The following is a 14983-nucleotide window of genomic DNA, read 5'->3' as shown; positions in this document are numbered from 1 at the left end:
CTACCCTCGGAACCAGTCGAGCAGATCGAACACCTCGCCATAAGGCGGGAAGACGCCGAGCAACTCGAAAAAGATGATGTGGAAGATGAGCGGGCAGACGATCACGGATATGGCCAGCCCGATCCGACTGCGGACACCGAAGATATACAGAACTACCGGCGCGGTGATGGCTGTGGGCAGGACGTAGCCGAACCAGCGGAATGACTGCTGATAAATCAGAGGAATGGCAAACAGGATCAGGATGTTCAGCGTGCCCGTGTCGCCTTCTTCAACAGCGGCCTGTCGTGCCTGCACCAGGCGCAGCCCGTTCATCAGTACCAGGCCCGAGAGGGCGAGCAAGGCAACCGATGCGAAAAAGGGCACGATCCCGGCCCATGTGTCTCCGGGGCTTGCAGCCGGAACCTGCCAGGCCCCCCAGATCACGACCAATGACAACAGCGCGAGTACAAATCCCTCGATCACGTCCCGCATGGTGTTCTCCTTCAGAAACATCTCGGGTGGAGCGGCCGGGCCGAAGCTGAGTCCGCCCCGGCCGTTGCCCACCTCAGTTATTCAGAGTCGCAACCAGCGGCACGGCATCCGCTGTCATCGCGGTCAGCGTAGCCTTGGCATCCGCGCCTGTCGCAAAGACCGGACCGGTGCCGCGCTTTGCCAGAAGCTCTGCAAATTCCGGCTTTGCCGTGATCTCGGCCAGCGCCGTTTCCATGGCGGAAACCACTTCGGCCGGCGTTCCCTTGGGCGCGAAAACGATCACCGGCGACGATACCGCGGCAAAGGGAACGCCCAGTTCGCCAAAGGACGGAACATCGGACATGATATTGTCCCGCTCGGCGCTGTTGACGGCCAGTGCGCGAAGCTGCTCTTCAAAACCGCGCAATTGCTGCACCCCGAGGAAACCGAAGTCGGCCTGTCCGCCAATCAGCGCAGCTCGGGTCGGGCCGCCGCCCTTGAACGGCACATCCTGCGCCTCGATTCCGTTGTTGGCCAGGAACCCGAGACCGCCCACGTGATGGAACCCGCCGCGCCCGGAATGGGCCCAACGCAATGACCCAGGGTTTGCCTTTGCCGCTTCAATAACGTCCTCTACGCTTTGATAGGTGCTGTCTGTGGGCACCATCAGCGAGGTCTGCAGCTGGCCGACCTGAGCGACGAAGTCAAAGCTATCCAGTGCATCAATGTCTGTGTCGCGTGTCATGGTCGACAGCAGGAAAGACCCGCCCGAGGTCATCATCATCGTATAGCCATCAGGCTTGGCCCCGACCACGGCGTTGGCGCCAATGAGGCCACCGGAACCGGGTTTGTTCACGACGACCACCGGAACGTCCAATACGCCATCTGCAGCGGCGGAAATGGCACGCGCATAGGCATCGGTGCCGCCCCCGGCCTGATAGGGTACCACGATATTGATCGGGCGTTTCGGCCAGTCGGCGGCGAAGCTGGCGGTTGCCGTTGCGACCAGCGCGGTCGCCGCTGTGACGGCAGCAAGGAATGCTCTGCGTTTCATGTGGGCTCCTCCAAAAAGTGACGCAGCCTTTCTAGCAGGCCATTTGATTGCGATTTTTGCAAATGTAGCATTAAATAATGCAAATAATGAAAGAGTCCTGTCGATGAACATCAAAGCTCTCCGCGCCTTCCGCCATGCTTTTTCCGAAGGCTCCATTGCGGCGGCCTCGGACATCATGCATCTAAGTCAGCCTGCCATCAGCAGACTGATCAGCGGTTTGGAAGCAGAACTGAAGCTTAGGCTGTTTGACCGCAGCGGGCGCAGCCTGTCCCCAACCACCGAGGGGATCGCGTTTTACCGCGAAGCCGGGCGCATTCTGGATAACCTGGATGAGGTTCCTCGCATTGCAGCCGAAATCCGCGCTGGTCGCACCGAAAGCCTTCGGGTTGTGACGATGCCTCGGATTGCCCAATTTCTGTCGGCACCCGCTGTCGCGCAATTCACCCGGGAAAACCCCGAAGTGAGTGTGACCTTGGACGTCCGCGCGCGCCGGGACGCGAGCAAATGGCTGGCCGGGCGAGAGTACGATATCGGAATAGCAGCCCTGCCGGTCAGCCATCCGGACATCAGAACGGTGCCGCTTGTCCGCGTGCGAGCCCTGGCAATCCTGCCCCGGGATCATCCGTTGGCCAATGAGGCATCGATAACCGCAGAGCAGCTTGCCAGTGAAACGATCATCCGCCTGATGCAGGGCTTGTTGCTTCGGGATCAGTTGGACGACGCTTTCAACTCGGCTGGTGTTGCGCCCGAAGTGACCCATGAAGTGTCCTTGTCCCAACTTGCTTGTGCCTTGGTGGCCGAAGGTGCAGGTATCACGATCGCCGATGAGATGGTGGCGGCGTCGTTCGGGGATCGCTTGGTATCAATCCCGATCGAGCCGGAAAAATGGATGACATTTGGAATGTTGCTTCCGAAGTATCAACAGTCGGGATCGGCGGCCAAGCAGTTCCAGGACAAGTTGGTGGAGCACGTAAAACGCGTATGCCGTTCCAGCGACACCATGCGCAGCGAGGTGTCCTGATCCACCGACTTACCGTTCAGGCGACTAATGTGGACCTGACTGGCTTGCCTGATTGGAAATCGCGCTCCAATCGAGGTGCGCGGTAGAAATCCTCGCGTTTTTAGTAGTTGTTATCGATCTAGCGAACTCAGGCAGGAACTCTCCTGACCGGCTGGCATGTGAATTGTGCCGGCATGAAAGCCTTAGTACAGTTTCTAGCAGTTCGAATTTTGGAAGCGCACTCCAGTACCGCTCCAAAACGGTCAAATTCTAACTTTCCCGACAAAGTTGGATACCGCAAACGCCAGTGACAGCCCCTATTCAGCGCTTGGAACCGGACGCGGAACTCCATTCTCGTCGATCGCAACAAAGGTGAAGATCGCTTCGGTCACCTTTTCACGGACGCCGATGAGGCCGCGCAAAACCCAGGCTTCGATGGATATGGCCATTGAGGTTCGGCCCACACGCGACACCTCTCCGTAGATGCATAACACGTCACCGACTTTCACCGGACGTATGAACTTCATCGCGTCAACAGCGATTGTGGCAACGCGGCCTTGCGCACGTGTAGCTGCAACAATTCCACCAGCGATATCCATCTGGCTGAGAACCCAGCCGCCAAAGATATCGCCGTTAACGTTGACGTCCGCCGGCATTGCTGCCGTGCGCAAGGTCAGTTCACCTCTCGGAGTTTCACTGCTCATCTTTTGTGCCCTTCTTCGGTTCAGGACACGGTCATCATGTCCGGAAGTTCTTGTCCTGCCATGAGCGCCAGAGGTGGATTGCACTGTTCAGTCGCGCGTTGCAGGCCGTTATGACGTTCCCTGGGTTCCCTTATAAGACGTTCCCTGACGTCGCCATAGCTGTGATCGCCGCAGTTCTTCACCCGAGCTTTTCCGGCGGTAGGGCGTTTTTCAGCACTTTCTCATTTATGCGACCGAACATGGCCGTCGGGCTGTGTTTGGCCATCCATATGGTCATTTTGTTCATCAGCCCCGGAGCCGTCAGGAACTTGCCACCCAGATTGCCGAGCGCTTCGGTGACAACTGCGTCTGCATTCATAACGCTTGATGGAACCTTGCTCCAATCCAACCCGGTACCGGCAGCCATCGGGGTATCGGTCGGTCCGGGCGACAGGACATGAACGTCAATGCCCTTCGGCCGAAGCTCGGCCCGCAGGGATGCGCCGAAGTTCAACACGTAAGCCTTGCTGCCTGCATAGTTTGAAAAATAGGGGTTCGGCATGTGGCCCGACAGGCTTGAGACCAGAACGATCCCGCCCCGTCCGCGCTTTAGCATTCCTTGGCAAAAGTGGTGGGTCAGGCGAAAGGTCGACAGAACATTCAGCCGCAGCAATGCCATTCCCTGATCCGCATCGGTCGTTTCAAACGCGCCGTTCACCTCGACACCGGCAGAATGAACCAACAGACCGATTTCTTCGGGGATGGTACACACCGCGTCGATGCCGGCCTCCGTTCCGAGATCAGCGGCGACACAGCGTACTTCCACTCCGTGGCGAGCGCTGAGATCGCTGGCCATAGCGTCCAGCACGTCGGCGCGGCGCGCCACGAGGATGAGGTTCATCCCGGCAGCCGCAAGCTGGTTCGCAAATTCGGCGCCAATTCCGGAACTGGCACCTGTGACCATCGCCCAATTGCCATACCTGTCCTGATACGTCCTGCCCATGCTACCCCGCCTCTCCCTTGCTTCGCTTCGTCGCAAAAACCATCGCGTGTATCCTGAGGGTCGGCACTTCTTTTGTCGATGTGGTCGCGGGTAGTTTATCGCGTCGGTTAGCGCCGTACCGGTCGACCCGCCCAGTTGAGTGCCACCCGATCCAACCTGTGCAATACACTTTCGCGCCGGCTGACGGTTATGTGGTTAGGCCCATTTGGCGTACAGCCAGATCGCGCATGATCTCTTCCGAACCGCCGCCGATGGCCATGATCTTGACTTCGCGATAAACGCGCTCGACCGGATTGCCGAGCATGTAACCTGCGCCACCAAAGATCTGCATCGATTCAGACGCCACAAATTCCAGCGATTTCGTCGCCTGTACCTTCGCCTTTGCGATTTCGGCGGCAGGCATTTGGCCCGCGTTGATGGTGTAGCAAATCTGATCCAGATAGGCCTGATTCATGTCTATCCGGGCCGAGATTTCGGCAAACTTATGGGCGATGACCTGATGATCGATCAGGCGTTTGCCAAAGGTCCTTCGTTCGCGCGCCCAGTCCAGGGAGGCGTTGAAACACAGCTTCATCATGCCCAGCGAACCGGCGATCAAAGCAAGCCGTTCATGATTGAAGTTTTCCATGATCGCAAGGAAGCCCCGGTTTTCAGGACCGATCAGCGCGTCGGCGGGAACGTGGCAATCCTTGAAGAACAAAGAGGCCTGTTCGGAACAATGCCAACCCATCTTTTCTTCGCCTCTAGTGCGGGTAAAGCCTGGTGTGCCGGCTTCGATCAGAAACAGAGAGATACCGCCCAGACCCGCATCGCCCGTCCGTGCGCCGACGACAAACCACTTCGAGGCCATGCCGCCGGTGATAAAGCACTTTTCACCATTCAAAACCCACCCGTTACCTGATCGCGTGGCGGTCGTGCGCATGTTGGCCACATCTGATCCGCCACTGGGCTCAGTGATCGCCAGCGAAGACGACATCCTGCCCGCGATAATTTCGGGCAGAACGGTGGTGCGGAAGTCATCTGATGCAAACCGCGCCATCGGCGCAATTGAAATCGCGCGCCCGCCCACGGCCGCCGCCACCCCCGATGCACCGCAGCCAAAGATCATTTCGTTGAAGTCGGCACGCAGAAAGGCATCATCCATTCCCATCCCACCGTATTCTACGGGCACCCCAAAGCCGAACACACCGAATTCGGCCACTTTTTCATCCAGTTCGGCGGGAACGGCTTTGTCGGCCTCCCACTTTTCGATGTGGGGGTGAATCTCGCTTTCGACAAATCGCTGGAAATTGTCCCGGAAGTGTTCGCGCTCGGGTGTCATAAAGGGTGAAATCAGCGCCATCTCGGCCTCCTAGCCATTCAGTACTTTCTCAACCGGCTGTTCGGATAATGCACTGGTCGCGCCCAGTTTGACCGTGTCGAGCCATTCATACCGATCTTTTGACCCGCTTGATCTCCCGGGTGTCCAGTGATTTGAAAGTCTCATGGCCGGGGAAGGCCCTTGCAAAGGTTCATCTCGGTCTCTGCTCAACGTTCGCAAGTACGTCGGGATTCTTCGTGTCTTTGTGTGAACATCATCGAAATCCCCTCAAAATGGTTACAGTGCCCGATCTGGGGCATGACTGCCTAGCTTTCGGAACTCACCAGCCGCACTTCGCTTCGCCGTTGCAGATGCGGGGTCAGCAGGTAAATGAACTCCTGCACGATTTCCGCGGTCTCAGCTTCGCTCCGGACAAATGAGTCATGTGTCAGCAAGCCACGATAGAAAATTCGGGCGATGGTCCACAGGCGAATAAATTTCGCATTGTCGCCATCCGTCGTCTTGAGATGAAGCAATGCGTTTTCATTGATGGTGTCGTTCCAGTCCAGCAGCGAGTCGTGGATCTGGTCCGCAAGCTCTTTATCCGTGCGGATCGCCACCAGAATCTCGTGCAGGGCGCGCATCGCGTCGGTGTTCATGACCTGCCGCCAAAGCCGTTCCAGATCCCTCTCGATTGTCTGCTCAGGTCGGTTTTCGCGGCCAGCCAGCCAGCGGATCGAGGCCTGCATGATCCAGTCGCTGGTCGCCACCATCAATGCGGTCTTCGAGGTAAAGTGGTGGGTCAAAGCTCCGCGCGAAAGCCCTGCCTCTTTGCACACACGCGACGTGCTGGTTTCGGAGTAGCCGTATTTCACGAGGCACCGCATCGTCGCCTCAAGGATCGTCTGCCGCGACTTTTGCGCCCTGGTCTCGCGTTTGGTCGGTTTGCTGTTGGCCATATTCCACCTTATTCAGCTTCGGTCTGCCCCTTTGCGATTTCGAAAGGTTTGATGCGACACGAAGCAGTTGACAAACAGAACGTTCTGTTTGTTTGATGGCATCAAAACTGACGCAGGTCCAGTGGATTCAAAGGGGAGTTCATGCCGAAACAAATCCGAATAGGCGGTGCCAGCGGATTTTGGGGTGAATCCGATATGGCCGTGCCGCAGTTTCTGGAAAACGGGCGGCTGGACTATATGGTGTTCGACTATCTGGCTGAAATCACGATGTCCGTTTTGGCGCGCGCGCGCGCAGCTGATGCAGACAAGGGTTATGCGGTGGACTTCGTGAATTCGGTCCTGCGTCAGAACCTGCCCGAGATCGCGCGGCAGAAGATCAAGGTCATTGCAAATGCGGGTGGCGTGAACCCCGAAGCCTGCGGCGAAGCCGTACGGTCACTCATTGCCGATCTGAGGTTGGATCTGAAGGTCGCCGTGGTTTTGGGGGACGATATTCTACCTCGCTTCAAGGCCGGGGAATTCGCTGACGCGCGCGAGATGTTTGTGAACACTCCGCTGCCGAAACCAGAAACTCTGCAAAGCGCGAACGCCTATCTGGGCGCCTTCCCCATCGCGCAGGCGCTGGCGGGTGGTGCAGAGATACTTGTAACCGGTCGCTGTGTGGATAGTGCCGTCACGCTGGGGGCCTGTATCCATGAATTCGGCTGGGGAGCGGATGATCTGGACCAACTCGCGGGTGGCAGCCTTGCAGGACACGTAATCGAATGCGGGCCGCAAGCCACAGGTGGTAATTTCACCGATTGGCGGGATGTGCCTGATATGGCCAACATCGGTTATCCAGTCGCAACGCTCACGGCCGACGGAAGCTTTACCGTCGAAAAGCCCAAAGGCACCGGCGGTTTGGTGTCCGTCGGGACCGTCGCTGAACAGATCATCTATGAGATCGGCGACCCACAGGCCTATATCCTGCCTGATGTTGTCTGCGATTTCGCGCAGGTTGTCGTGACGCAAATCGGCCCCGATCTGGTCCGGGTTGCTGGGGCCCGGGGCCGCGCGCCAACCGAGTGTTATAAGGCCAGTGTCACTTTCCTGGATGGATATAAGGGCTCAATCATGCTGGTGTTTACCGGCTTTGACGCCGAGGTCAAGTTCCGCGCTTATGCGCAGGCGGCTCTGACCCGTGCTCGCGGAAAACTGGCCGCCAGAAACTTGCCGGATTTCGAAGGGATATGCGTTGAGCCGATCGGATCCGAAGCCAAATATGGCGATTATGCCCGAGAATTGGGCGTGCGCGAGATTGCGGGCCGGATCACTGTAAAACACATGGATAAAACCGGCGTCGCCCTTTTCTTGGCCGAGGTAATTGGCGCGGGCCTTGCAACGCCAGCCGGTCTGTCCGCATTTGGCGGTGGCAAGCCAAAACCGATGCCGACCGTGCGCCTGTTTTCGTGCCTGATCCCGAAAGCGGATGTGCCGGTCCATGTCGTCACGGAGAGCGGCGCACAATCAGTGGATATAGCGGCGGGGCAACCATTTACGGATTCCGAACCCCTGCCCGGCATCCCCGCTGTTCTAGAAGCCTGCACAGTCGAAGTGCCCCTGATCAAGTTGGCCTTCGGACGCTCGGGCGACAAGGGCGACAAGGCCAATATCGGCCTGATCGCCCGCAAGTCCGAATACTTGCCTTATATTGCTGCCGCGGTAACCTCGGATGTGGTGACGGCCCGCTTTGCCCATCGACTGAAAGGCGGGGTAGAGCGGTTTTATATGCCGGGCATGCACGCGCTGAATTTCGTACTGCATGATGCACTGGGTGGCGGTGGCACGGCCGCACTGCAGGACGATCCGCTGGGCAAGGCCTATGGGCAGATTCTGCTGGATCACCCCATTCCTGTTCCCCCCTCTGTTGCGGAGGCGCTCTGATGCCCGTTTTCCAGACCAGAATATCGACCTCATCCGAAGCGTTTGGGCAGAACCGTCGGGATATGCTGGCACTGATCACCGAACTGCGCGAGTACGAAGCGCGTGCCGCTGCGCGTTCGGACAGCCGCAAGGCCCGTTTCGACCAGCGTGGCCAGTTGACCCCGCGCGAGCGGGTCAAGCGCCTGCTGGACCCGGGTATACCGTTTGTCGAGCTGTTCAATATGGCGAATTTTCTGGTCGACGACCCAGACCCGGAAACCTCCATTCCCGGCGCGTCGATGATAACCGGGATCGGCTATATCAGCGGCACGCGCTGTCTGGTCTATGCCGATGACAGCGGGATCAATGCGGGCGCGTCGACCAATATGTCAGTGAACAAAGGACTGGCCATTCTCAAGATCGCGCTGAGACAAAAGCTGCCCTTTGTGCATCTGGTGGAAAGCGCCGGGGCCAATCTGATGCAGTACACCGTAGAACTTTGGGCCAATGGCGGCGGGCTGTTTTACGGTCTGGCCAAACTGTCCGCAGCCGGCATTCCGACCTTTGTGGTTCTGCACGGGCCTTCCACTGCTGGTGGCGCCTATCAGCCGGGCATGTCGGATTACGTAATTGGCGTGAAACACAATGGCATGGCGGCGCTGGCCGGAGCCGCGCTGACGCAGGCCGCAACTGGTGAGGTGGCCGATGAGCGCGAACTGGGCGGTACCGAGATGCACGCTTCGGTTTCGGGCCTTGTGGAATACCTGGCCGAGGACGATGCGGATGGCATCCTGATATGTCGCGATCTGGTCGAGCGTCTGGACTGGAACAAGAACGCCCGCCCCCTGCCCCGCAAACAGGTCGAACCGCCGGTCTATTCTCCGGACGAACTCGCCGGTGTCGTCCCTGTGGATTACAGAACCGCCTTTGACTGCCGCGAGATCATGGCCCGGATCACCGATGGCTCGAACCTGCTGGAATTCAAACCCCGTTTTGGCCCTGCGACCGTCTGTATTCAGGCCCGAGTTTTTGGTCATTCGGTTGGAGTCATTGGCAACAATGGCCCGCTGGACCCTCAGGGTGCGGCCAAGGCAACGCAGTTCTTCCAGCTCTGCGACAGCGCAGACATGCCGATCATCTTTCTCAACAACATCACCGGCTACATGGTGGGTACCGAGTACGAGCAGGCGGGTATGATCAAGCTTGGCTCCAAGATGATTCAGGCCGTGTCGAATCTCCGCGTTCCAAAGTTTTCACTCTATGTCGGTGCCAGCTTTGGTGCCGGGAATTACGGCATGTGCGGTCATGCTTTTGATGCGGATTTCCTGTTCTCATGGCCCAATGCGCGCACCGGAGTAATGGGTGGCGAGCAGGCCGCCATGACCATGGATGTTGTTGCCCGCGCGGGAGCCGCCCGCAAGGGGGTTGAGATCACGCCCGAGATGGAAGCGAAGATGGCCAGGCAGAAACAGGCCATTCAGGACGTGTTCGAACCGCAGGAAAGCGTCTTCTACACCTCGGGCCGGATGTTGGACAACGGTATCATCGACCCGCGCGACACTCGAAAAATTCTGGGCTTTTTGATCGAGACCACATGGGAAGCACGCAACCGAGACCTGAAACCCAACACCTTTGGCATCGCAAGGATTTGAGAGGGCGCAACTTGGCTGATTTCAAGACCCATCAAACCTTCGAACTGGACAATCAGTGCAACAGCCGGTCGGTGTGGTCCGACCAGGCCGATGCCACCTCCGAAACCGCAAAGGTCTGATCCATGCCGCGCTTCAACTCGATCCTTGTGGCCAATCGTGGTGAAATTGCCTTGCGGGTGATGAAAACAGCGCGTTCGCTGGGCTATCGCACCATCGCCGTCTATTCCGAGGCCGATGCCACCGAGCCGCACGTGAAATTTGCCGATGATGCGGTCTGTGTGGGTCCGGCACCTGTAGGCGAAAGCTATCTGCGTGCGGACAAAATCCTTGAGGCTGCCAGGAAGGCTGGTGCGGGCGCGGTGCATCCGGGCTATGGCTTCTTGTCCGAAAACGCTGATTTCGCAAAGGCTTGTGTCGACGCGGGTATTGTCTTTATCGGTCCCACGGCCGAAGCGGTTGACCTGATGGGCAACAAGGCTGCCGCCAAGCGCCGGATGATTGAGGCGGGTGTGCCTTGTGTTCCTGGCCGTGAGGGCAAGGGTCAGTCGGACGAGCAACTGATCACTGCCGCAGCCGAGCTCGGTTTTCCAATCATGGTCAAGGCTGCCGCAGGTGGCGGCGGGCGCGGGATGCGTCTGGTCCAGATGGCCGAGGAACTGCCCGCTGCGCTGATCTCGGCCCGGTCCGAGTCGCTGAACGCCTTTGGCTCGGACGAGTTGATTCTGGAAATGGCCCTCATCCGCCCTCGTCATGTCGAGGTTCAGGTTTTTGCCGACGCCCATGGTAACGCCATCCACTTTGGCGAACGTGACTGTTCCGTCCAGCGCCGACACCAGAAGATCATTGAAGAGGCCCCCTGCCCGATCATGACCCCCGGACTGCGCGCGGCGATGGGCAAGGCCGCCGTCGATGCGGCGCTGTCGATCAGCTATCTGGGCGCGGGCACGGTGGAGTTCCTGGTGGACGCCTCGGGCAAGTTCTACTTCCTTGAAATGAATACCCGCCTTCAGGTGGAACATCCGGTGACCGAGATGATCACCGGTCTCGATCTGGTGGCGCTGCAAATCAGCATCGCACAGGGCGAACCCCTGCCGTTGGTCCAGGATGATGTGCAGTTGAATGGCCATGCGATCGAGGCGCGTCTTTACGCCGAAGACCCGGCGCAGGACTTCCTGCCGATAACGGGTCATGTGGACCTTTGGCAACCCCATCGCGGCGAAGGCATAAGGATCGACAGCGGTATCGAGACCGGCAGCGTCGTCTCGCCCTATTATGACCCGATGATCGCCAAGGTCATCGCCTGGGGCCCGGACCGTGAAACCGCCACCGCGAGGCTGAGCGCGGCACTGGCCAAAACACGACTATTCGGCATCAAGACCAACAAGGGCTTCCTGTCGGCAATTCTAGACAAGGAAACCTTCGCCAAGGGCCAAGCTACCACTGCCTTCATCGCCGAGGAGTTCGGCGCAGAAGAAATGACGCCACCGGTGTTGTCCGAAACCGAAGCAATGATTGCGGCCGTTCTGCAGTACGACGACTCGCGCCACCGGAGTATGGCGGCCACGCTGGGTATCAACCCGGAACTGGCCAACTTCAGCTCAACTGGGCATCTGGAAACCGACTATCGTTATGTCAACGAAGGCAAGACCCGCGACGTAACGGTGACCGCCACTGAAAGCCGCTATCACGTGACCTGTGGTAAAACCCACGCCGCTATCACCATCGAGCGTCAAGAAGGCACCGAAGCCCGCTTGCGGGTGAACGGACGCATTGTCCCGGTCGGTATGCTTGTCACCGAACGTGGCCATATTCATCTGGACCATCAGGGCCGTACGTTCGCCCTGCGCAACGAGCTCGAATTTCCGGCTTTGGCCGAGGAGGCACGCGGCGGAGGCCGTGTGGCGGCACCGATGCATGGTGCTCTGCTGGAAATCAATGTGGTCGTGGGCGACACCGTCGCCAAGGGCGATCGTTTGGCGGTTCTGGAAGCGATGAAAATGCAGCACGCGATCGAAGCGGAAATCGACGGTACCGTGACCGAAGTTCAGGCCAGTGCCGGAGGACAGATTGCCGCCGATGAGGTGATCCTGATCATTGAACCCGCCGAGGAGGGAGAAGATGTTTGATCAACCGCAGGCCGTTCAGGTCGAGAGTCAGTCGCTTTACGATCTTCTGAAGGACCGGAGCGAGGAAGATCTGGCCCGCGCCACCCTGTTCAAGGGTTGGACCGCCAACCGGATCCTGGGCCATCTGCATGTCTGGAACATCGGTGCAGACCTGTCGCTGAGCAAACCCGAGGCTTTCGCGCCTTTCAACACTGACGCCATTGCCCACTTCAGCAGCGGTGATCTTGCCGGGTTTGAGGCGAAATACCTCGAGGGCTTATCGGGGCACGCGTTGCTGGATGAATGGATGTTCTACTCCACTGGTATGTGCGACCGCTTTGCGCAGGCCGATCCCAAGGCGCGGGTACCGTGGGTCGGGCCGGATATGTCCGTGCGATCGTCCATTTCTGCCCGGCTGATGGAAACCTGGTCGCACGCGCAGGCGCTTTACGATCTGTTCGGTGTCGTGCGGCAGGATCACGACTACATCAAGAATATCGTCGTTCTGGGTGTGAACACTTTTGGCTGGACCTACAAGAACCGCAGCTTGGATTTGCCCGGTACGATGCCCCATCTAAACCTGACCGCCCCTTCCGGTGAAGTCTGGGAATGGGGGGAACCCAATGAGGCCGAGCGGATCGAGGGCCGCGCCACAGAGTTTTGCCAGGTCGTCACCCAAACCCGTAATATCGCCGACACCGCCGTGCAAGTGACCGGCCCGATTGCCACGGAATGGATGGGCATGGCGCAGTGTTTTGCGGGCCCCCCCGAAGTGCCCCCGGCCCCCGGCCAGCGCCATATGGCCTGAGGTCGTAAGAACACGTCTGGGTAAACCCCCAAAAAGTCGCCAGATATGGCCGCGAAGGTTTGGTGCGATCAGGCGACGCGCGACAGCATCTGGTGTTGGCCACCACCCTGATCGCAGACGGTGTCCAACCTGTCGGTGTTCAGGTTCGAAAACTTGGCGGCCGGCATTTATTTCATTCGCTGCGAACGGACAAATACCAAGCCTGAAAACGACCACTCCTCGATTGCGGCCAGCTAAAATCTCGGGCCGCACGGCGCCTCAATTGGCCGCAGAACGGGTCTTTTCCTGCTGGGGGCTACCCTGCGTCGCATGCTCTTGCCGTTCATTTTCTAGATTACACCATCACAAAGTAAGTAAGTTTTTGCTTTTCGATTTCAAAAATATTATGAATTAAAGCTGAATAGGATCCGCCTGCAATGAGTTCATGCATTTCAACCACCGGCCATCAAATCCCGAGAATGTGTGCAGCGAGCCTGATCCGTCTTGGCAACAGGTGCACAATCTCAAGTCAGCGGAAACCTGCAGCGGCGGTTCAGGAGCTGGTAAATGGGCGATAGCGGCTTGAAAACATACGGCCCTTTCATCTCGGGCTCATTCCTGAAGTGGCATGGTGAGACATTGCCGAGTGTTGACCCTGCGACGGGTCAGGAATGGTGTCGGTTTGCGTGTTGCGGGTCTGACGAGGTTGATCAGGCTGTTCGTGATGCGGACAAAGCGTTTCGAACCGGGCCCTGGGCCAATGCAACATCTTCGCAGCGCGCGGATATCCTAGATGGTCTAGCGGATGGGCTGCAGAGTCGCTGGGAAGAGCTTGTCGAGCCCGAAATCCGTGACAACGGCAAACGCATCGCCGAAGTCCGCGGACAGTTTTCCGGCTTGCACGGCTGGTACAGGTATCTTGCCGATCAGGCACGCCAGCTTTCGCCCGCGCCGCAATCGAACGGGGTGTCCGGAGTGGAAAGCACCGGCCATTGGATGCCTTACGGGGTGGTCGCCGCGATCACACCGTGGAATTCACCGCTGATGATCTTGGCGTGGAAACTGGCCCCCGCACTAGCCGCAGGGAATACGGTGGTGGTGAAACCATCCGAGATGGCGTCGGCCTCGACGCTGGAATTTGCGCGACTGGCGTGTGAATGCGGCTTGCCTTCTGGTGTATTGAACGTCGTGACAGGTCACGGGCATGAGGCTGGTGAGGCGCTGGTGCGCCACCCGCTGACCCGCAAAGTGACCTTCACCGGCTCTGATATCGGCGGGCGCAAGGTTGCCGAGGCGGCAGCGGCCGGAGTTGTTCCAACGACCCTGGAACTGGGTGGCAAGTCCCCGCAGGTCGTGTTTGCCGATGTCGACCTGGAAAATGCGGTCAACGGCGTCATGTCGGGAATCTTTCTGTCGAATGGTCAGACCTGTGTCGCCGGGTCCCGTCTGATTCTGGAGGAAACGGTTGCCGCCGCCTTTACCAATCGCCTTCTGGAACGCGCCCGCATCCTTCGGCCTGGTGACCCGATGAAAACAGAGACGCAGATCGGACCGTTGGCGAACGAACCGCATTGGACCAAGGTTGCGGCCATGATCCGGCAGGCGAAGGCCGATGGCGCGATTTGCCTTCTTGATGGTACCGAGACAGGGGCCGGGTATCCCGGTTTTTATATCGGACCAACGATTTTCGCCGAAGTGACACCGGACATGCAGCTCTGGCGTGAGGAGGTTTTTGGTCCGGTCCTTGCGATCACCACCTTCGCAACTGAAGACGAGGCCATCGAATTGGCCAACGACACCGACTACGGCCTGGCGGGCGGAGTCTGGACCTCTGATCCGGACAAGGGCGCGCGCTTTGCCGGCGCCATTCATGCAGGCACGGTTTACATCAACCATTATCGAAGCGTCGATCCGGCAAGTCCCATCGGCGGGTTCAAACTGTCGGGATATGGCCGGGAACTGGGGCCGGATGCCGTCAAGGACTTCCTGCAAAGCAAATCGATCTGGACCGGATCTTCCCCGGTTCCCGACCCCTTCCCGGAGCCGACGGAAACAAACCTTTGTGACCCGGAAAGTATGGAGCAATGA

General features: G+C 58.7%; 12 protein-coding genes. 6 read left to right on the top strand and 6 right to left on the bottom strand.

What is annotated here, in order from left to right; genetic code table 11:
* A complete protein-coding gene (locus ACR0FE_RS13430) occupies positions 1 to 471 on the bottom strand; it encodes a tripartite tricarboxylate transporter TctB family protein (protein WP_480913243.1) in 471 nt (156 codons plus the stop codon).
* A gap of 73 nt (positions 472 to 544) precedes the next feature.
* The gene (locus ACR0FE_RS13425; RefSeq protein WP_480913241.1) at positions 545 to 1504 is read right to left on the bottom strand and encodes a tripartite tricarboxylate transporter substrate binding protein; all 960 of its coding nucleotides are present in this window, start codon (positions 1502 to 1504) and stop codon (positions 545 to 547) included.
* A 103-nt stretch (positions 1505 to 1607) separates the two neighbouring features.
* On the opposite strand from ACR0FE_RS13425, the gene ACR0FE_RS13420 reads away from it, so the two are divergent.
* Complete coding sequence (locus tag ACR0FE_RS13420) at positions 1608 to 2525, top strand: LysR family transcriptional regulator (protein ID WP_480913239.1); 918 nt, start codon at positions 1608 to 1610, stop codon at positions 2523 to 2525.
* Positions 2526 to 2821: 296 nt separating this feature from the next.
* On the opposite strand, the gene ACR0FE_RS13415 is transcribed toward ACR0FE_RS13420, so the two are convergent.
* The 4 genes from ACR0FE_RS13415 to ACR0FE_RS13400 all read right to left on the bottom strand — a co-directional run bounded on the left by ACR0FE_RS13415 (position 2822) and on the right by ACR0FE_RS13400 (position 6449).
* Positions 2822 to 3208: an acyl-CoA thioesterase gene (locus tag ACR0FE_RS13415; RefSeq protein WP_170614046.1), complete on the bottom strand. Its 387-nt coding sequence runs from the start codon at positions 3206 to 3208 to the stop codon at positions 2822 to 2824.
* A gap of 178 nt (positions 3209 to 3386) precedes the next feature.
* Positions 3387 to 4190, bottom strand: coding sequence for an SDR family NAD(P)-dependent oxidoreductase (locus ACR0FE_RS13410; RefSeq protein ID WP_170614047.1), 804 nt, complete (start codon positions 4188 to 4190; stop codon positions 3387 to 3389).
* A gap of 187 nt (positions 4191 to 4377) precedes the next feature.
* Positions 4378 to 5532 carry an acyl-CoA dehydrogenase family protein gene (locus tag ACR0FE_RS13405; RefSeq protein WP_480492377.1) on the bottom strand — a complete coding sequence of 385 codons (1155 nt, stop codon included), beginning with the start codon at positions 5530 to 5532 and terminating at the stop codon, positions 4378 to 4380.
* Positions 5533 to 5816: 284 nt separating this feature from the next.
* Positions 5817 to 6449: a TetR/AcrR family transcriptional regulator gene (locus ACR0FE_RS13400; RefSeq protein ID WP_170614049.1), complete on the bottom strand. Its 633-nt coding sequence runs from the start codon at positions 6447 to 6449 to the stop codon at positions 5817 to 5819.
* 141 nt (positions 6450 to 6590) lie between these two features.
* Between ACR0FE_RS13400 and ACR0FE_RS13395 the strand changes: the two genes are divergently transcribed.
* The 5 genes from ACR0FE_RS13395 (at position 6591) to ACR0FE_RS13375 (ending at position 14983) form a co-directional block, all read left to right on the top strand.
* Positions 6591 to 8372, top strand: a complete 1782-nt coding sequence (locus ACR0FE_RS13395) for an acyclic terpene utilization AtuA family protein (RefSeq protein WP_170614050.1) — start codon at positions 6591 to 6593, stop codon at positions 8370 to 8372.
* The gene (locus ACR0FE_RS13390) at positions 8372 to 10003 is read left to right on the top strand and encodes an acyl-CoA carboxylase subunit beta (protein ID WP_480913235.1); all 1632 of its coding nucleotides are present in this window, start codon (positions 8372 to 8374) and stop codon (positions 10001 to 10003) included. The genes ACR0FE_RS13395 and ACR0FE_RS13390 overlap by 1 nt, the downstream gene beginning before the upstream one ends.
* Positions 10004 to 10125: 122 nt before the next feature.
* The gene (locus ACR0FE_RS13385; protein ID WP_170614052.1) at positions 10126 to 12129 is read left to right on the top strand and encodes an acetyl-CoA carboxylase biotin carboxylase subunit; all 2004 of its coding nucleotides are present in this window, start codon (positions 10126 to 10128) and stop codon (positions 12127 to 12129) included.
* Positions 12122 to 12916, top strand: a complete 795-nt coding sequence (locus ACR0FE_RS13380) for a TIGR03084 family metal-binding protein (protein WP_480913234.1) — start codon at positions 12122 to 12124, stop codon at positions 12914 to 12916. The genes ACR0FE_RS13385 and ACR0FE_RS13380 overlap by 8 nt, the downstream gene beginning before the upstream one ends.
* Before the next feature lie 546 nt (positions 12917 to 13462).
* Complete coding sequence (locus ACR0FE_RS13375; RefSeq protein WP_480913232.1) at positions 13463 to 14983, top strand: aldehyde dehydrogenase family protein; 1521 nt, start codon at positions 13463 to 13465, stop codon at positions 14981 to 14983.

It is taken from the genome of Ruegeria sp. K7 (assembly GCF_056531785.1).
Note: the sequence above shows the minus strand (reverse complement) of the source record. Positions and strands in the feature narration are given on the sequence as shown.